This window comes from Mesorhizobium sp. Primo-A (genome assembly GCF_003997175.1).
Classification (GTDB): Bacteria; Pseudomonadota; Alphaproteobacteria; order Rhizobiales; family Rhizobiaceae; genus Mesorhizobium; species Mesorhizobium ciceri.
Genome location: NZ_RZTG01000006.1, coordinates 72,753 through 88,789, shown reverse-complemented (window position 1 = coordinate 88,789; position 16,037 = coordinate 72,753). Strand labels below are relative to the sequence as shown.

Annotated in this window: 21 protein-coding genes; 11 read left to right on the top strand and 10 right to left on the bottom strand. The window is 63.4% G+C overall.

Features of this window, described 5'->3' with window-relative positions; all coding sequences use genetic code 11:
* Window positions 1-5: 5 nt before the first annotated feature.
* The gene (locus EOC83_RS12835) at window positions 6-359 is read left to right on the top strand and encodes a DUF1304 domain-containing protein (RefSeq protein ID WP_063169204.1); all 354 of its coding nucleotides are present in this window, start codon (window positions 6-8) and stop codon (window positions 357-359) included.
* 75 nt (window positions 360-434) lie between these two features.
* Here EOC83_RS12835 and EOC83_RS12830 read toward each other — a convergent pair whose 3' ends face one another.
* From EOC83_RS12830 to EOC83_RS12790, 9 genes are all read right to left on the bottom strand, one after another.
* Window positions 435-869: a hypothetical protein gene (locus tag EOC83_RS12830; protein ID WP_027162534.1), complete on the bottom strand. Its 435-nt coding sequence runs from the start codon at window positions 867-869 to the stop codon at window positions 435-437.
* 239 nt (window positions 870-1,108) lie between these two features.
* On the bottom strand, window positions 1,109-2,140 hold the full coding sequence (locus tag EOC83_RS12825; protein ID WP_013529123.1) for a peptidoglycan -binding protein: 1,032 nt from the start codon (window positions 2,138-2,140) through the stop codon (window positions 1,109-1,111).
* 1 nt (window position 2,141) lies between these two features.
* The gene (locus EOC83_RS12820; protein WP_013529124.1) at window positions 2,142-3,167 is read right to left on the bottom strand and encodes a MotA/TolQ/ExbB proton channel family protein; all 1,026 of its coding nucleotides are present in this window, start codon (window positions 3,165-3,167) and stop codon (window positions 2,142-2,144) included.
* A gap of 104 nt (window positions 3,168-3,271) precedes the next feature.
* Window positions 3,272-3,958 (bottom strand): hemolysin III family protein, encoded by a 687-nt coding sequence (locus EOC83_RS12815; RefSeq protein WP_063170358.1) that lies wholly within the window; start codon window positions 3,956-3,958, stop codon window positions 3,272-3,274.
* 122 nt (window positions 3,959-4,080) lie between these two features.
* Window positions 4,081-4,881 carry an inositol monophosphatase family protein gene (locus tag EOC83_RS12810; RefSeq protein WP_013529126.1) on the bottom strand — a complete coding sequence of 267 codons (801 nt, stop codon included), beginning with the start codon at window positions 4,879-4,881 and terminating at the stop codon, window positions 4,081-4,083.
* Window positions 4,882-4,966: 85 nt separating this feature from the next.
* Window positions 4,967-5,533, bottom strand: coding sequence for an elongation factor P (gene efp / locus EOC83_RS12805; protein WP_013529127.1), 567 nt, complete (start codon window positions 5,531-5,533; stop codon window positions 4,967-4,969).
* Between the two features lie 174 nt (window positions 5,534-5,707).
* Window positions 5,708-6,748 carry a tetratricopeptide repeat protein gene (locus EOC83_RS12800; RefSeq protein ID WP_013529128.1) on the bottom strand — a complete coding sequence of 347 codons (1,041 nt, stop codon included), beginning with the start codon at window positions 6,746-6,748 and terminating at the stop codon, window positions 5,708-5,710.
* 1 nt (window position 6,749) lies between these two features.
* Window positions 6,750-7,397, bottom strand: a complete 648-nt coding sequence (locus tag EOC83_RS12795) for a thiamine phosphate synthase (RefSeq protein ID WP_063169203.1) — start codon at window positions 7,395-7,397, stop codon at window positions 6,750-6,752.
* A gap of 134 nt (window positions 7,398-7,531) precedes the next feature.
* Window positions 7,532-8,449, bottom strand: coding sequence for a DMT family transporter (locus EOC83_RS12790; protein WP_027162529.1), 918 nt, complete (start codon window positions 8,447-8,449; stop codon window positions 7,532-7,534).
* Between the two features lie 135 nt (window positions 8,450-8,584).
* Here EOC83_RS12790 and EOC83_RS12785 point away from each other — a divergent pair, with 135 nt between their 5' ends.
* The 3 genes from EOC83_RS12785 to EOC83_RS12775 all read left to right on the top strand — a co-directional run bounded on the left by EOC83_RS12785 (window position 8,585) and on the right by EOC83_RS12775 (window position 10,747).
* Window positions 8,585-9,064, top strand: a complete 480-nt coding sequence (locus EOC83_RS12785; protein WP_063169202.1) for an Lrp/AsnC family transcriptional regulator — start codon at window positions 8,585-8,587, stop codon at window positions 9,062-9,064.
* A gap of 65 nt (window positions 9,065-9,129) precedes the next feature.
* Window positions 9,130-9,858, top strand: a complete 729-nt coding sequence (locus EOC83_RS12780; RefSeq protein WP_024502917.1) for a class I SAM-dependent methyltransferase — start codon at window positions 9,130-9,132, stop codon at window positions 9,856-9,858.
* Between the two features lie 118 nt (window positions 9,859-9,976).
* On the top strand, window positions 9,977-10,747 hold the full coding sequence (locus EOC83_RS12775; RefSeq protein ID WP_013529133.1) for a sulfite exporter TauE/SafE family protein: 771 nt from the start codon (window positions 9,977-9,979) through the stop codon (window positions 10,745-10,747).
* Window positions 10,748-10,781: 34 nt separating this feature from the next.
* Here the strand turns inward: EOC83_RS12775 and EOC83_RS12770 are convergent, their stop codons facing one another.
* Window positions 10,782-11,333: a hypothetical protein gene (locus EOC83_RS12770; protein ID WP_063169201.1), complete on the bottom strand. Its 552-nt coding sequence runs from the start codon at window positions 11,331-11,333 to the stop codon at window positions 10,782-10,784.
* A 332-nt stretch (window positions 11,334-11,665) separates the two neighbouring features.
* Between EOC83_RS12770 and EOC83_RS12765 the strand changes: the two genes are divergently transcribed.
* From EOC83_RS12765 to ruvB, 7 genes are all read left to right on the top strand, one after another.
* On the top strand, window positions 11,666-12,046 hold the full coding sequence (locus EOC83_RS12765) for a hypothetical protein (RefSeq protein WP_013529135.1): 381 nt from the start codon (window positions 11,666-11,668) through the stop codon (window positions 12,044-12,046).
* 396 nt (window positions 12,047-12,442) lie between these two features.
* Window positions 12,443-12,976, top strand: a complete 534-nt coding sequence (locus EOC83_RS12760) for a DUF1465 family protein (RefSeq protein WP_013529136.1) — start codon at window positions 12,443-12,445, stop codon at window positions 12,974-12,976.
* 75 nt (window positions 12,977-13,051) lie between these two features.
* Complete coding sequence (gene ruvC / locus EOC83_RS12755) at window positions 13,052-13,561, top strand: crossover junction endodeoxyribonuclease RuvC (protein WP_063169200.1); 510 nt, start codon at window positions 13,052-13,054, stop codon at window positions 13,559-13,561.
* 61 nt (window positions 13,562-13,622) lie between these two features.
* Window positions 13,623-13,874 carry an AbrB/MazE/SpoVT family DNA-binding domain-containing protein gene (locus tag EOC83_RS12750; protein WP_013529138.1) on the top strand — a complete coding sequence of 84 codons (252 nt, stop codon included), beginning with the start codon at window positions 13,623-13,625 and terminating at the stop codon, window positions 13,872-13,874.
* A 2-nt stretch (window positions 13,875-13,876) separates the two neighbouring features.
* Complete coding sequence (locus tag EOC83_RS12745; RefSeq protein WP_013529139.1) at window positions 13,877-14,290, top strand: type II toxin-antitoxin system VapC family toxin; 414 nt, start codon at window positions 13,877-13,879, stop codon at window positions 14,288-14,290.
* Between the two features lie 15 nt (window positions 14,291-14,305).
* The gene (gene ruvA, locus EOC83_RS12740) at window positions 14,306-14,926 is read left to right on the top strand and encodes a Holliday junction branch migration protein RuvA (protein ID WP_013529140.1); all 621 of its coding nucleotides are present in this window, start codon (window positions 14,306-14,308) and stop codon (window positions 14,924-14,926) included.
* A gap of 43 nt (window positions 14,927-14,969) precedes the next feature.
* Window positions 14,970-16,007, top strand: a complete 1,038-nt coding sequence (ruvB, locus tag EOC83_RS12735) for a Holliday junction branch migration DNA helicase RuvB (RefSeq protein ID WP_063170357.1) — start codon at window positions 14,970-14,972, stop codon at window positions 16,005-16,007.
* The last annotated feature ends 30 nt before the right edge of the window (window positions 16,008-16,037 follow it).

The following is a 16,037-nucleotide window of genomic DNA, read 5'->3' as shown; positions in this document are numbered from 1 at the left end:
AAAAAATGATCGGCAACATCCTGGTCGGGCTGGTGGCCTTGATCCATGCCTACATCGTCTATCTGGAGATGGTGCTGTGGGACACGCCGCGCGGGCACAAGGCTTTCAACCTGACCCCGGAATTCGCCAGTGCCTCGAAAGTGCTCGCGGCCAATCAGGGACTTTATAACGGGTTCCTCGCCGCCGGGTTGATCTGGGGGCTATACCTTGGTGCGGCCGGGTTCCAGGTCAAGGTCTTCTTTCTGGCTTGCGTGGCCATTGCCGGCCTCTATGGCGCGGCAACGGTCGGGCGCAAGATCCTGTTCATCCAGACCGTGCCGGCGGTGATCGCCCTGATCGCGGTATTGCTCGGCTGGTAAAAAGGACGCCCGCGGGATCGCTCTCGAAGGCGCCAGGCGGTTCCTTCCTCTTGGACCGTTTCGGGCGCTATGGCCTCAGCCGTTCGGGTAATTGCCGCCGTCGGCGCCGTCGCCGATCATGAAGCCGCTGCCGGTGTCGATCATCAGCCGCTGGTCGACATTGTCGAGACGGCGCAGCAGATCATGGTATTGCGCGGCCGGTATCCTGCCGTGATCGGAGGCGGCGACTTTCTCTGCCGCCTGACTGATGTGGGCCGTGCGCATTTCCAGGCGTTCCGCCACAGCCGGGGTGATGTTGTTGGCCTGTCTTGCGTCCACGATGCCCTGCCGGACGCCCTGCACCTGTTGGATAAGCGCCTCGACACGCGGGCCAGTCATATCGGTTGGATCGGTCGCGTCGAGAGCGCCCTTGTGATGGCCCGCGGCATAGGCGCCGGCAAGCGGAACGGCGATGAGGAGCGCCGTGAGTGTTGCAGTTCTAAGCGAGGTCTTGGGAGTGAAAGAGCGCATCACGCGTCTCCTCTTGTAGAGGGAGGCGGCGGTTGTCCGCCTGCCTTCCAGCCTTGGGCCGTCCGGTTCCGTCGCGTCGCGATGAGGGGGGATTCATCGCCGGCGGTTCTCGGCCCGGGCGGCAGGCTAGGACCGCCCTGCGACAATGTGTAATTAAAAAAAGATAATCTTTTCAGGCCTTGCCCGCCTCCATCTGCGCCCTAGGGTTGAACCGGCGAACAAGTTCGCGTGATTTTCGATCAACGTTCGGTGAGCTTCAGTTCAATACGGCGGTTCTTGTTGCGCGCCTCTTCGGTGTCGGCGGGATCGAGCGGCTGGAACTCACCGAAGCCTGCCGCGACCAGGCGGTTGGCCGGCACGCCGTTCTCGATCAGAAATTTCACCACCGAGGTCGAACGCGCCGTCGACAGTTCCCAATTGTCGCGGTAGCGGCCGGTGCCGGAGAGCGGCTTGTTGTCGGTATGGCCGTCGACGCGCAGCACCCAGTTGATCTCGGGCGGGATTTCCTTCTGCAACTCGATGATGGCGTCGGCGAGTTTCTTCATCTCGACCTTGCCGGCATCGTTGATCACCTCGGAGCCCGTTGGGAACAGCACTTCCGACTGGAAGACGAAGCGGTCGCCGACGATGCGGATGTTCTCGCGGTCGGCGAGGATTTCGCGCAAACGGCCGAAGAAGTCGGAGCGGTAGCGGTTCAACTCCTGCACGCGCTGCGCCAGCGCGACGTTGAGGCGGCGGCCGAGATCGGCGATCTTGGTGTTGGAATCGCGGTCGCGGATTTCGGAGACGTTGAGCGCATCCTCGAGCGCGCCGATCTGCTTGCGCAGCGCCGCGATCTGCTGGTTGAGTATCTCGACCTGGCTCAGCGCCTGCTGGCTGATCTGGCGCTGGCTGTCGAGTTCGCCGCCGAGCGCCGCTGCACGCTGATTGGCGGCGTCGCCGGCACCGGCACCTTGCGCCAGCAATCGTTCGAGCCGGCTCTTTTCCGCTTGCGCGGCCGACAGCGACGCCTGCAGATTGGCCAGGGAATCATCCTTGTCCTGCGCCGTCGAGCGCTCCAGCGCCAGCAGTTGGGTCAGTTCGTTGATCTGCGAGTTGAGGCGCGAGAGCGCCGTATCCTTGCCGGAGATTTCGCGTCCCAGCAGGAACTGCGCCAGCACGAAGACCGTGAGCAGAAACATGATCGCCAAAAGCAGCGTCGACAGCGCGTCGACGAAGCCCGGCCAGTAGTCGATGCGGCGATCGGTGCGCCGGCCCCTGGCGAGCGCCACTTCAGTGCACTCCGGGCTTCTTCAGGGCATCGGCGATCTTTTCCAGCGTGTTGCGCATCGCCTTCTGCTCGTCGGACTGGGCCTCGACCCAGTCGCGCATGATCTGCTGTTCCGAGCGCATATTCTTGACCAGGCCGGAAATGCCGTCGGCGAGATTGGCCATGGCGGTGGCGACGCGCGGGTTGGAGCCGCCGCCATTCTCCTGCATCGAGCGCAGCCGTTCCGACAGCACCCGGATCTCGTCGGAGGATTCGGTTTTGGCCGGGTCGGCGACGACGATGTCCGACGACAGGTCGGTGACCGAGGAAAGCCAGTTTTCCAGTTCGGTGTAGAAGCGCGTCTGGGCGCGGCCGGCCTGCAGGTCGAGGAAGCCGAGCACCAGCGAGCCGGAGAGGCCGAACAGCGAGGACGAGAAGGCGGTGCCCATGCCGGCCAGCGGCGCCGAAAGCCCCTGCTTCAGGGAATCGAGCACCGCGGCGGCGTCACCGGTGCCGGGATCGAGCGATTCGATGGTTTCGCGGATCGAGCCGATGGTGTTCAACAGTCCCCAGAAGGTGCCGAGCAGGCCGAGGAACACCAGCAGGCCGACGAGATAGCGCGAGGTGTCGCGGCTTTCGTCGAGGCGCGTGGCGATGGAATCGAGCATGGTGCGCATCGAACTGGTCGAGAAGGCCATCGCCGAGGAACGGCCGATCATCGCCTTCATCGGCGCCAGCAGCACCGGTTCGGTCGTCTCCGAGCCGGCACGGAAGGAGTTGACCCAGCGCACTTCGCGAAACAGTCGCCCAACCTGGGCGAAGGCCAAAAGGATGCCGACCACCAGCACGCCGACGATCAGGCCATTGAGGCCGGGATTGCTGCCAAAGGCGGTTGAGATCTGTCGGGTGAGGATGGCGGCGATGAAGGCGACGATGACCAGGAAGATCACCATGGTCAGCAGAAAGACCTGCGGGCTCGATAATTTATGCGGGTCGTAGATCAGGACATCAGAACGTCTGCCCATGCCGAAGGATCTGAGAAAAGCCATCCGTGCCCCGTTTCCGATGCCGCCGCCGATCACGTAAACCGCGACTCTAAACGGAATTGTGACCAAATTGAATGGCGCTTGGCAATATTGCCGCGTCGATAGTGTCAGAGGCGATTGATGACCAGACAGTCGACCATGGCGGCCAGATGCAGGCTGGCGCCGGTGACGACGAAACCGTGCCACAGCGCATTGTGGAAGCGCAGCCCCTTCCAGGCGAAGAAGATGACGCCGCAGGAGTAGACGATGCCGCCGGCAACGATCAGCGCTATCGATGTCGTCGGTAGCGTCTGGACAAGCGGCTTGACCAGGATGATGCCGCTCCAGCCAATGGCGAGATAGAAGCCGATCGCCAGCCGGTCGAAACGGCCGGGAAAGAACACCTTGACGGCAATGCCCAGCGCTGCCGCGGTCCAGACCAGCACGATCATCCAGCGCGCCAGCGGCGAGCCTTCGAGCTGCGCCAGGAAAGGCGTATAGGTCGCGGCGATCAGCAGATAGATCGCGGCGTGGTCGAAACGCCGCAACACCCATTTTGCCGGCGACGAGACCGGCCACAGATTGTAGGTCATCGACACCGAGAGCACGGTGAGCAGCGAAACCACGTAGAAGGCGGCGGCGATGTATTCGCCGGGTCCGACACGAAACGCCGCCAGCGCCAGCAGCGCGGAACCGGCCGATATCGCCAGCACGATGCCGACCGCGTGGACGATACCGTCAGCGATCATCTCGGCACGCGAATAGTGCCAGCGTCCGATGAACGGGATATCGGGGTAGGGTTCGTTGTCTCTCACTAAGCCGGGTTCCTGCGCCGCGCCCTCCAATCTGGGCGCTCGCCGGGCAGTATTTCAAGCTTCCGTTGCGGTTTTGCGACTGCGGCGCATCAGCGCGGCGGTTTGTCGGCGCGGCTTGCCTGTCAACGAGAGGAGAGCGGCTTCTTCACGACCTTGAGCAAAGCGCGCTGGATGATCTCGTTGCCGGCGACGACCGAACCGTTGTCGAGCATGTCCTGGCCGCCATCCATGTCGGAGACGAAGCCGCCCGCCTCGCGGATCAAAAGCAGCCCGGCGGCGATATCCCAGGCAGACAGGCCGGTTTCCCAGAAGCCATCCATGCGGCCGGCAGCGACATAGGCGAGATCGAGCGATGCGGAGCCGAGGCGGCGGACGCCGGAAACCTCGGCCATGACGTTGCGCAGCTCGACGAGGAAATTGCCGTGGTGGCCGCGGCCGAGATGCGGCATGCCGCAGCCGATGACCGTGTCGACCAGCTTGATGCGGCCGGCGACGCGCAAGCGGCGGTCGTTCATGAAGGCGCCGCCGCCGCGTTCGCAGGTGTAGAGTTCGTCCATCGCCGGATTGTAGATGACGCCGGCGACGATCTGGCCCTGGCGCTCCAGCGCGATCGAAACGGCAAAGAGCGGAATGCCGTGCAGGAAATTGGTGGTGCCGTCGAGCGGGTCGACGATCCAGCGATGCTGGCCGTCGTCGCCTTCGACCACGCCGCGCTCCTCCATCAGGAAGGAATAGCCGGGCCGTGCCTTGGACAGTTCGGCGAAGACGATGTCCTCGGCCTTGCGGTCGGCCTGGCTGACATAGTCGCCGGGGCCCTTCATCGAGACCTGCAGGTTCTGCACTTCGCCGAAGTCGCGCGACAGCGAGCGGCCGGCCTTCATTGCGGCCTGGACCATGACGTTGAGAAGGGCTGAGCGTGCCATAGTGCTTTTTCCCGGTGCTGCGCTTTAAATTCTGCCTCGATGCATGTCGGTGACCCGGAACCGGGCCACTGTTGGGGGACATGCGTCAGTCGGCGCGGCGCACGTAAGTGATTTCGTTGGTGTCGACGATGATGCGTTCGCCGGCGCCGATGAAGGGCGGCACCAGGACGCGGATGCCGTTCTCCAGGATCGCCGGCTTGTAGGACGATGCCGCCGTCTGGCCCTTCACCACCGGGTCGGCCTCGGTGATGGTCAGCGTCACATAGTCGGGCAGCGAAATGCCGATCGGCCGCTCTTCGTAGAGTTGGACCGTTACCATCATGCCGTCCTGCAGGAAGGCGGCGCGATCGCCGACGAAGTCCTTGTTCAATTCGAGCTGCTCGTAGCTCTGGGTGTCCATGAACACCAGGGCGTCTTCCTGCGCGTAGAGGAAGGAAAAATCCTTCAGGTCGAGCCGGATCTGTTCGACCGTCTCGGCCGAGCGGAAGCGCTCGTTGAGCTTGGTGCCGTTGATGAGGTTCTTCAGTTCGACCTGATTGTAGGCGCCGCCCTTGCCAGGCTTGACGGTGTTGGTCCTGACCGCCACCCAAAGGCCGCCATCATGCTCGATGACATAGCCGGGACGGATTTCGTTGCCATTGATCTTGGCCATGATGAGATGATCCGGAATGATGCCTACGGCCACGCCGTCGGTAAGGGATATTCGCTGGGAAAGCGATTTCGGGCTCCCAAGACCACAAATCGCCAGAAGAGGCAAGGGAGCGGGCAGGTTGGTGCCAGGCGAGGGCAGCCGAGGCGACACTCGCAATGACCGCGCGGGCCGCCGTCAAGGCAGCCGGTTGGCCTTCTGCAGCGCCTGCTTGGTCTGGTCGTCGTCCAGCCCCTGCAGGAAGTCGTCCATCTGCGGATCGATGAGGCCGGCGCGGCGGGCAATGATGTACCAGGCACCGGCAAGGACCAGGTCCGGATCGGTGCCGATGCCTTGCATATAGAGCTTGGCCAGGCGGTTCTGGGCGGCAACATTGCCGCCCTCCGCCGCCTGCTTCATCCAGCCGAAGGCGGATTTCAGGTCGCGCGCACCGCCGCGGCCTTCGATCATCCAGGCGGCGAGATCGATTTGCGCGGTGTCGTAGTTCTGCCTTGCGGCCTGCGCCAGCAGGCGCCTTGCCTGGGCATCGTCGCGTGGCTTGCCGCCGACACCGTTGGCGTAGATCTGCGACATTGCATATTGCGCGTCCGCGAGGCCGGTCGCAGCGGCGCGTTCATAGTAGGAGACCGCCTTGGCCATACCGGCGTCGCCGGGGTCCTGCTGGACCAGCATCTGCGCGAAATTGAATTGCGCCAGCCGGTTGCCGGCTTCGGCTGCGGCCTGCATCAGGGCGTAGGCCTCTTTTCCATCCTTTTTGACATAGCGGCCGTCGAGCAGCATCAGCGCATACTGGAACTGCGATTCCGGCACACCCTGTTCGGCGGCCAAGGCGTACCATTTCGCCGCCTGCGCCGAATTGACCGGTACACCGAGACCTCGCGACAGGATCTCGGCCACCAGGGTCTGCGCCGCCGGGTCGCCGTTTTGCGCCCGGACCAATGCCAGATTGTAAGCTGTCTTGTAGAGGCCGCGCTGGAAGGCGCCATAGGCCGCGTCGGCGGGTTTTGCGCCGAAGCGGTCGGGATTGACGGCGTCGGCCGACGGCAGCGGCGCAGGCTCGGCCGTGGTGGCGGGCTGCGGCAACGGCTTGTCGATCGGCTTATCGGTGTGGACGCCGATTTCCGGCTTGGGCTGCGGCAAGGGGATGGTCTCCGCGGCCGCCGCCTGGACCATCAGCACCGCAAGCAGAGCCTGGAGGGGAAGCGTCGCCGATGACATTTCAGTCCTCGAAACGCGGCGCAGTCTCGTCGAGCAGCGCGTTGGCGGTGGCGACCGCTGTCCTGGGGTCGGTGCCGTCGGCGAACACGGCGCTCGACAGCGCCACGAATTCAGCGCCGGTGGCGCCCACGGCTTCGACCGAGGCGATGTCGGATCCGGCCATGACGATGCAAGGGATCTGGATCATGTCCGCCCACCATGCGCCGAGCGACAGGTTGCGCGGGTGCGGTTCGGGCTTGTTGTCGTAGCCGAAGCGGCCGAAGAAAATGTAGTCTGGCCGCGTCTCGCCAAGCTCGAGCGCGTCGTCACGCGTCTTGGCGCCTCCGGTGCCGACCATCATCTTTGCCTGGGAATGCTCGATTGTCTCGGCGAGTTCGGCCTTGGAGACTTCGACATGGATGCCGTCGGCCTGGACGCGGCCGGCTATGCGGGTGTCGCCGGCGATGATGACAGCAACGCCGGCGGCTTGCGCTGCCGGCACGATCCGTTCGGCGAAAGCCTGGAACGAGGCTTCATCCATGCCGTTCTCGGGCAGGATCAGCGAAGCGACATCGCCACCATCGAATGCCGTGACAATACGGGCCGCCGGCACGCCGGGCGGCGCGATCAGCACGATGCGACAGCGATTGGGGGGCGTTGCTTCATTCATGGTTCTTCGGGTCCCGCGTTTCGCCTATGCCGGGCGAAGATGGTTGGATTGCGGCATAGAGCAAAGTGCCCGCCTTGAACAGGCGGGCAGTCGGGATCGCGATGTTTGATCCGCCGGGCAGCCGGCGGGCCGCTTCACTTGATCGGGTGCGGGCTCGCGACGGGCGGTTTGCCCTTCCACAGCGTCCAGCCGAGATTCATGCCGGCGGCGGCGATCAGGATGGCGGTGGCGCCGACGACCTGGCTCAGATGCAGCCGATGGCCGAAGGCGACGACGTCGACCAGGATGGCGACGACGGGATAGATGAACGACAGCGATCCCTGCAGATGCGTCGGCAGCTTCTGGATGGCGCCGTACATCAGTATGTACATCAGGCCGGTGTGGACGATGCCGAGCGTCGCCAGCATGGTCCAGCTCCAGGCATCGGCTGGAAGCCGGGATAGATTGGCGAACGGCGCCAGCATGACGACGCCGACGCAGACCTGTATCAGCGCAATCAGATGCGGTGGCGTGCCCTTGAGCTTCTTGGTGACGATGGCGGCGACGGCCCAGAAGAAGGCCGCGCCCAATGCCATGACGATGCCGGTGAAATAATCCGTGCCGGCCATGCCGGCATTGGGGCCGGCATCGGGAGCCGACTGCACGATCAGCACCATGCCGGCGAAGGCGATGGTCAGCCAGGTCAGCTTGGTCAGGCTCAGCCGCTCGGCGAAGAAGAGCGCGCCGAAGCCGACCAGCATGAAGGGCTGCGTGTTGTAGACGGCGGTGGCGATCGAGATCGACGCGCGCGAGAAAGCGCTGAACAGCAAAAGCCAGTTGACGACGATGGCGACGCCGCCGAGCGCGGCGATGCCGATGATGCGCAGCGACAGCCTGTTGCGCAGCAACCCCAGCCCGGCGCAGATGATGAGCAGCGTCAGCGCGCCGAAAGCGCAACGCCAAAACACCACATCCATGATCGGCTGGCCGGACAGGACGACGAACCATCCGATCGTTCCCAGGATGGCCATTGCGGCGGACATTTCGACCGTGCCGCGTACTGTCTCGTTCACAACAAACCTCCTTATCGGTTGAGCCGCCATAATCTCATGCGGTCGCGAAGCTTTCCATCAGATTGGAAAGGGTGTATGGCCTATTGGCCTAATTATATTAGGAGAAAGCTCCAAGCTGTCGGGAAAAGGAAAAAGATGCTGGACGATCTCGACCGAAATCTCCTTGAAATCCTGATCAAGGATGCGCGGACCTCGCTGAAGGAGCTGGCCGCCCAGGTCGGGCTGTCGTCGCCAAGCGTTTCGGAGCGGCTGCGACGACTCGAGGAGCGCGGCGTCATCCGGGCGTTCACCGTCGAGATCGATCCGCTCGCGCTCGGCTATACCTTGCAGGCGATCGTGCGCATCCGGCCTCTGCCGGGCAAGCTGCACATCGTTCAGAAGCTGATCGAGGACATCCCCGAATTCGGCGAATGCGACAAGGTAACGGGCGATGACTGCTTCGTCGCCCGGCTGTTCGTACGCTCGATCGGCGATCTCGACGGGATTCTCGACCGTATCGCCGACAAGGCGGAGACAAGCACCGCCATCATCAAGGCGCAGCCGATCCGGCGGCGGCCGCCACCGCTCGACGCGGCTGCTTCTCGGGATAGGGCAAAGGTCTTGCATGCCTCCTGATCGAGCCGGGTGGAAAGCCGGTGGCCGCTTGGTTAGTGTGCCGACCAAATGAGACCGAGACTGTCATGGCGCAGAACATATACGACCGTGAGGATTTCTTCGCAGGCTACAGCCAACTCGGCCGTTCGGTCGAAGGGCTGGAGGGTGCCGCCGAGTGGCCGGCAATGCGCGCGATGCTGCCCGATGTCGGCGGCTTGAGGGTCGTCGATCTCGGCTGCGGCTTCGGCTGGTTCTGCCGCTGGGCACGCGAGCATGGGGCGGCGCAGGTGCTTGGCCTGGACCTGTCGGAGAAGATGCTTGCCCGAGCAAGGGCCGCCGGCCCGGATGCAGGGATAAGCTATGAGACGGCCGATCTCGATCGGCTCAGCCTGCCGGAAGCCAGCTTCGATCTCGTCTACAGTTCGCTCGCCTTGCACTATGTCGAGGATGTGTCGCGTCTGTTCGGGACCGTGCATCGGGCCCTGGCGCCTGGCGGGCATTTCGTCTTTTCGACGGAACATCCGATCTTCATGGCGCCGACCAAACCCGGCTGGGTGATCGATAGCGAAGGCCGAAAGACGTGGCCTGTCGACCAGTATCTGGTGGAAGGACCGCGCAGCACGGACTGGCTGGCCAAGGGCGTCGTGAAACATCACCGCACGATCGGCACCACGCTCAACGCTCTCCTGCAGGCCGGCTTCACCATCGCGCATGTCGAGGAGTTCCGTCCGACATCAGAGCAGATCGCGGCCAAACCCGAACTGGCGGAAGAGCTCGAGCGGCCGATGTTCCTGCTGGTCTCGGCGCGTCGGTAGGCACAGGCCTGCGTCGGCCCGCATGTGCAGCCGCCACGCTCATATTTGCTGTCGCTCCGCCCGACATTCTGGGCTATTCAAGCGTCGACACGCTTTCCCTCCGGACCAGTCCCCTCCCATGTCAGGCCTGCTTCTCGATCCGTGGTTCTATGCGGCCGCCATTCCGGCGGTCATTCTGGTCGGCCTGTCGAAGGGCGGCTTTGGCGGTGCCGTCGGTTTCGTCGGCGTGCCGCTGATGGCGCTGACCATGCCGCCGGTGCAGGCGGCGGCCATCCTGCTGCCGATCCTGTGCCTGATGGACATCGTCTCGGTGTGGACGTGGTGGGGCGTTTACGACCGCAAGATGCTGGTCGACATGATGCCGGGCGCCGTCATCGGCATCGGCCTTGGCTGGCTTACGGCGGCACTGGTGACCGAAGAGGCGGTGCGGCTGATCGTTGGCGCCGTCGCCATCATCTTCGTCCTGCGCTGGCTCTATCTGCAGTTCCGCCACGGCGCCGATCACGCGGCCGCGCCCAACCGCGTGGCCGCCGCCGTGTGGGGCACGGTCGCCGGCTTCACCAGCTTCGTTGCCCATGTCGGCGGTCCGCCCTTCCAGGTCTATGCCTTGCCGATCCGTCTCGATCCGAAAGTTCTGTCGGGCACCGCAGCGATCTTCTTTGCCGCCACCAACGCGCTGAAGCTGGTGCCCTATTTCGCGCTCGGCCAGTTCGACACCGCCAATCTGACGGCATCGGCGGTGCTGATGCCGCTGGCGCCGCTGTCGACCATCGCCGGAGCGTGGCTGGTGCGCCGCATGCGGCCGGAAACCTTCTATCCCTTTACCTACGCAACCGTCGCGGTCGTGGCGCTGAAGCTGCTGTGGGATGGCATTGTCGGCCTGATGTAGAAAGGCCGCCGCGCAGCCGCCCCGTCATTAGGGGTCAGGCGGCGCTTGGCACCAGACGACGGTTGCCGCCAAAAGCCAGTGTCGCGCCGACCATAACGACCAGCACCATGCCGGCAAGGATGCCGATGTCATGCACGGTCGGTTTGAGCACCATGTCCGCAATGATCACCAGCATCACCGCATAGTCGAAACGTGCCGCGCTCATCATGCGCTGGCCGATGGCAAGAACCTCTGGCGTGACGCCCTCTTTGGCGATCATTGCGCCCATGCGCTCCCCGGTCGGCTTGAAGATGAACATGCCGATCGAAAAGGTCGTGGCGTATCCCGCCAGGCCGATGAGTACCCACAAATCGGAGAAGCCGACCCAGAACCAGCACATGATGAGGCCGAAGATCAGCGTCAGCATCGACATCGGCGCAAAGAACCTGCCGCCCAGCTGACCGCTGGCGCGCATTGCCTGCAGCTTTTCCTCGATGTTGCCCGCGCGCTCGGCAAGCATGCCCAGCAGGAACAGTACGAAGCCGCCGTCGACCCACAGAATGGCGGTAGTGACGTGGAGGAATTTGACGATCGAGTACCAGTCCATGGGTTGCTCCTGCAGTGTCCGGTCAGGTTTGCGGCGGCGCCGATTTGCGCCGGCCGTCAGAGGAGCGGGCGTTTAGCGTGGCGCCTGTTTCGGAACGATGTCGCGAAAAATCCGGCTCTGTTTCAGCTTACGGCCAACGCGCGAGGTCGCAGATTGTGAACGCATTATCTGATTTTCTGCTAATGTACGAATCGTCGGGAGGGGGTTGGCGCGACATCGTCTGGATACGCTGCCGATATTAGTGCGCCAATGCCGGGAGCCCGGTGGCGACAACAATCGCCTGACGATCAACCCATTCCCGCAAGCGGGAAAAGGCAATTCGGGGGACCATTATGCAAGGGATAGCACGGAATTTCTTCACGCTGGCCATCATCTATTCGCTGTGCGGCATGGCGCTCGGCCTGTACATGGCGATCAGCCAGGATCACGGCCAGATGCCGACCCACGCCCACACGATGGTGGCCGGATGGCTGATGTCGGCGGTCTTCGCCTTCTTCTACCATTTGTTTCCGGCAATCGGGCAGAAGACGCTCGCCACAGTTCATTTCTGGCTGACGGCGGTCAGCGGCATCGGCCTGCTGATCGGCCTCTATTTCCTGCTTGCCGGCAATGCCGCGATCGAACCGCTGGTGGCGGCCTCCTCGATGGGCTTCTACGCAGCCATGCTGCTGTTCGCCTTCATCGCCTTGCCGGCGGTCTGGAAGACCGCTTGACCGAGCCTGACGCAGGAGATGCTGTGCTGTTACGGCACAGTATGGCGGCGTTCGGTCAAAAAACATCCGCACCGTTAAGGCTTCATTAAGCTTTACAGGTGTTTACTATGTCCATCCAGTGATCTGGATTCTTACCGAGTGGTTGGAGCCACTTTGTTTGACGCCTCCCTGTTAAACTCCTGAGAGCCGCCTTATCCGCGGCTCTTTTTTTGTCTCGATTTCTCTTTTTTGTCCGCACCCCAGCGGGGCCGCCCGACAGGGGTGCCGTTAACCTTCTGTTAAACATGTGCTTGCCTTCACCGGTGACGAAGCGCATTTTCAAGCTTCAGTCAGATAGGGTTCCGGGTGTATCGGCAGGGAGCCGAATCGGCCGGTTGCAAGTGCAGGGGCGTATCAATGAACGAGCCTTCGAAGGGCAGTGCGAAAACCGTCAAGCTGGCGGAACGCCGGGTTTTCTCGCAATCCTTCAAGCCGCTTTACCAGGAAGGCATGGGTCTGGTCGAACAGGCCGCCGAATATCTCGACGGCAAGGGCCGGGCCGAGGCGAAGAAGCTGTCGCGGCTGGCCGCCACGCTCTACGCGGCCGAATCGATGCGGCTGACCACCAGGCTGATGCAGGTTGCCTCCTGGCTGCTTTTGCAGCGCGCCGCCAATTCCGGCGAGATGACCCGTGACCAGGTGGCATCGGAAAAGTCCAAGGTGCGCCTCGACACCGCTTCCGCCCATGACGAAGCCGCCGGTTGGGCCGAACTGCCCGAGGATTTCCTCGACCTCGTCACCCGCTCGCTGCGCCTGCAAGCGTTGGTGCGCCGCATGGACGACGAGATCTATGGCTCCGGCGCCATGGTCGACATGCAACCGATGGCTCGCCGCCCCAACCCGGTTTCCGACCAGATCAGCCTGCTCAACACGGCTTTCGCTCGGGGTTAGACCGCGGTCCGCCTTCTGTTTCCGGTTTGTTCACATTTCGCTGGCATCGCTGTCCGCCGGAGGTAAACTCGGCAAATGGCGGAAGCGATTCGCATCATCGGTATCGATCCCGGGCTTCGGCGCACCGGCTGGGGCATCGTCGAAAGCCTCGGCAATTCGCTGCGCTTCATTGCTTCCGGCACTGTGAAATCAGACGATAAGGCCGCGCTGGCAACGCGGCTGTGCCAGCTGCATGACAGGCTTGCCGAAGTCCTGCATGCCGCCATGCCGCACGAAGCGGCGGTCGAACAGACCTTCGTCAACAAGGACGCGGTGGCAACGCTGAAGCTCGGTCAGGCACGCGGCATCGCCATGCTGGTGCCGGCGCGTGCCGGCCTCGTCGTTGCCGAATATGCGCCTAACGCAGTCAAGAAAGCGGTGATCGGCGTCGGCCATGGCGACAAGAAGCAGATCCACATGATGGTGAAGGTGCTGTTGCCGAAAGCCATTTTCGATACCGAGCATGCCGCCGACGCGCTCGCCATCGCCATCTGCCACGCGCATCACCGGCAAAGCGTGGCCTACCGGATGGCACTCGCTGGATAGAGATGTTCTTGACTTGTTCACCGGGTTGGAATAATCCTTACTTGTAAGAAAGGGGTGTTTCATGCGTGTGACGAGCAAAGGTCAAGTGACAATCCCACGGGATCTGCGGGAGACATTTGGGATTGGCGCCAACAGCGAAGTCATCTTCGGCATCGAGGGCGGCAAGATCACGATCACGCCGAAGCATGACAAGGGGCGGTTGGCCGACCGCGAAAGACTCGATCGTTTTCTTGCTGCGCTCGATCGGCTTGAGGGCAGCGGCGATCAGACAATGAATGCCGATGCCGTCATGGCTTTGACCCGGGATCGCTAATCTTGGCGACGCTTGTCGACACCAACGTGCTTGTCGATATCGCCGTTCGCGATCCCGTCTGGTCAAAGTGGTCGTGGTCCAAAATGGTGTCTGCCCTCGAGCAAGGCAGCCTGGTCATCAATCAGATTATCTACGCCGAGTTTTCGATGCGCTATGAGGCGATAGACGATGTCGATGATGCCTTGCCTGAAGACGAGTTCCGGCGCGAAAGTCTCCCGTTCGAGGCGGCCTTTGCTGCGTCGAGAGCGTTCTCGGTCTATCGGCGGTTGGGCGGACCTCGAGAGAAGGTGATGCCCGACTTCTTGATTGGGGCTCACGCTGCCATCCGAGGCTATCCCATTCTTACTCGCGATCCCGCAGGTTTCAGAAAGTACTTTCCAGATGTCGAGCTCATCACGCCCGATACTCATCCCTAACGGGGATTGCGTCCAATGATCGGCAAGCTCAAGGGCACGCTGGACGAGGTCGACGAGGATCATTGCCTCGTCGATATCCATGGCGTCGGCTACGTCGCCTATTGTTCAGCGCGCACGCTGGCGGCGCTGCCTTCGCCCGGCGAAGCGGTGGTGCTGTTCATCGAGACCTATGTCCGCGAGGACATGCTGCGGCTCTACGGCTTCCAGTCAGTGCTGGAACGCGAGTGGTTCCGGCTGCTGATGAACAATGTTCCCGGCGTCGGCGCCAAGGTGGCGCTGGCCATCCTGTCGACGCTGGCGCCGGCCGACCTCGCCAATGCGATCGCGCTGCGCGACATCGCCATGGTTTCTCGCGCACCCGGCGTCGGCAAGAAGGTGGCCGAGCGCATCGTCACCGAACTGAAGAACAAGGCGCCGGCCTATGCCGGAACCGCTTCGGGCACCATCGGCCTGAAACAGGAGCTCGGCGACGGCGTGGCATCCGCGCCGATCACCGACGCGGTCTCGGCGCTGGTCAATCTCGGCTATTCGCGCGACACGGCCGCCAATGCGGTGGCGGCGGCGCTGAAGACGGCGGGCGAGGATGCCGATGCGCCGAAGCTGATTCGCTTCGGGCTGAAGGAACTTGCGCGGTGAGCCGCCGCTTGTTCAGCCCCTTGCCGTGTGCAAGGAAGGCGGCATGAGCCTGTCGCCCCGCTTGATTGCCCCGGAAAAACGCGGCGAGGATGCCGAGCAGACCTTGCGGCCGCAGACGCTCGACGATTTCGTCGGCCAGGCGGCGGCGCGGGCCAATCTCAAAGTGTTCATCGAGGCTGCCAAGAGCCGCAGCGAGGCGCTCGACCACGTGCTGTTCGTCGGGCCGCCTGGTCTCGGCAAGACGACGCTGGCGCAGATCATGGCGCGCGAGCTCGGCGTCAATTTCCGCTCGACCTCCGGCCCGGTCATCGCCAAGGCCGGCGATCTTGCCGCGCTGCTGACCAATCTCGAGGAAGGCGACGTGCTGTTCATCGACGAGATCCATCGGCTGAGCCCGGCGGTGGAGGAGATCCTTTATCCGGCGATGGAGGATTTTCAGCTCGACCTGATCATCGGGGAAGGCCCGGCGGCGCGCTCGGTCAAGATCGACCTCGCCCGCTTCACGCTCGTCGCCGCCACCACGCGGCTTGGCCTGCTGACCAATCCGCTGCGCGACCGTTTCGGCATTCCGGTACGGCTCAATTTCTACACGGTCGAGGAGCTGGAGCAGATCGTGCGGCGTGGCGCGCGTATCCTGCAAATGCCGCTCGGCAACGACGGCGCGCTGGAGATCGCGCGGCGCGCGCGGGGCACGCCACGCATCGCCGGCCGGTTGTTGCGCCGTGTGCGCGATTTCGCCTCGGTGGCCGGCGATGGCCATGTCGACCGCAAGATCGCCGACGAAGCGTTGACCCGGCTGGAAGTCGATGCGCTCGGCCTCGACTCGCTCGACCGCCGGTACCTCAGCATGATCGCGCGCAATTTCGGCGGCGGGCCGGTCGGCATCGAGACGATCGCCGCAGGCCTGTCCGAACCGCGCGATGCCATCGAGGACATCATCGAGCCTTATCTGATCCAGCAGGGTTTCATCCAGCGCACGCCGCGCGGCCGCATGCTGACGGCCAATGCCTGGCGGCATCTCGGCCTCGACGCGCCGAAGGATCTGGCGCAACAGCAGATCAACCTGTTCCAGGAAGAATAGCGCTCAGGCCGATCAGGCGCAGGTTCCGGG

Bases quoted from the DNA above. Each gene is read 5' to 3' on its own strand.
- EOC83_RS12830 (WP_027162534.1), bottom strand. From the start codon at position 869: ATGCGCTCTTTCACTCCCAAGACCTCGCTTAGAACTGCAACACTCACG.
- EOC83_RS12750 (WP_013529138.1), top strand. From the start codon at position 13,623: ATGCGTGTGACGAGCAAAGGTCAAGTGACAATCCCACGGGATCTGCGG.
- EOC83_RS12810 (WP_013529126.1), bottom strand. From the start codon at position 4,881: ATGGCACGCTCAGCCCTTCTCAACGTCATGGTCCAGGCCGCAATGAAG.
- EOC83_RS12775 (WP_013529133.1), top strand. From the start codon at position 9,977: ATGTCAGGCCTGCTTCTCGATCCGTGGTTCTATGCGGCCGCCATTCCG.
- EOC83_RS12820 (WP_013529124.1), bottom strand. From the start codon at position 3,167: ATGGCTTTTCTCAGATCCTTCGGCATGGGCAGACGTTCTGATGTCCTG.
- EOC83_RS12770 (WP_063169201.1), bottom strand. From the start codon at position 11,333: ATGGACTGGTACTCGATCGTCAAATTCCTCCACGTCACTACCGCCATT.
- efp (WP_013529127.1), bottom strand. From the start codon at position 5,533: ATGGCCAAGATCAATGGCAACGAAATCCGTCCCGGCTATGTCATCGAG.
- EOC83_RS12780 (WP_024502917.1), top strand. From the start codon at position 9,130: ATGGCGCAGAACATATACGACCGTGAGGATTTCTTCGCAGGCTACAGC.
- EOC83_RS12785 (WP_063169202.1), top strand. From the start codon at position 8,585: ATGCTGGACGATCTCGACCGAAATCTCCTTGAAATCCTGATCAAGGAT.
- EOC83_RS12800 (WP_013529128.1), bottom strand. From the start codon at position 6,748: ATGTCATCGGCGACGCTTCCCCTCCAGGCTCTGCTTGCGGTGCTGATG.
- ruvA (WP_013529140.1), top strand. From the start codon at position 14,306: ATGATCGGCAAGCTCAAGGGCACGCTGGACGAGGTCGACGAGGATCAT.
- ruvC (WP_063169200.1), top strand. From the start codon at position 13,052: ATGGCGGAAGCGATTCGCATCATCGGTATCGATCCCGGGCTTCGGCGC.
- ruvB (WP_063170357.1), top strand. From the start codon at position 14,970: ATGAGCCTGTCGCCCCGCTTGATTGCCCCGGAAAAACGCGGCGAGGAT.
- EOC83_RS12795 (WP_063169203.1), bottom strand. From the start codon at position 7,397: ATGAATGAAGCAACGCCCCCCAATCGCTGTCGCATCGTGCTGATCGCG.
- EOC83_RS12760 (WP_013529136.1), top strand. From the start codon at position 12,443: ATGAACGAGCCTTCGAAGGGCAGTGCGAAAACCGTCAAGCTGGCGGAA.
- EOC83_RS12835 (WP_063169204.1), top strand. From the start codon at position 6: ATGATCGGCAACATCCTGGTCGGGCTGGTGGCCTTGATCCATGCCTAC.
- EOC83_RS12765 (WP_013529135.1), top strand. From the start codon at position 11,666: ATGCAAGGGATAGCACGGAATTTCTTCACGCTGGCCATCATCTATTCG.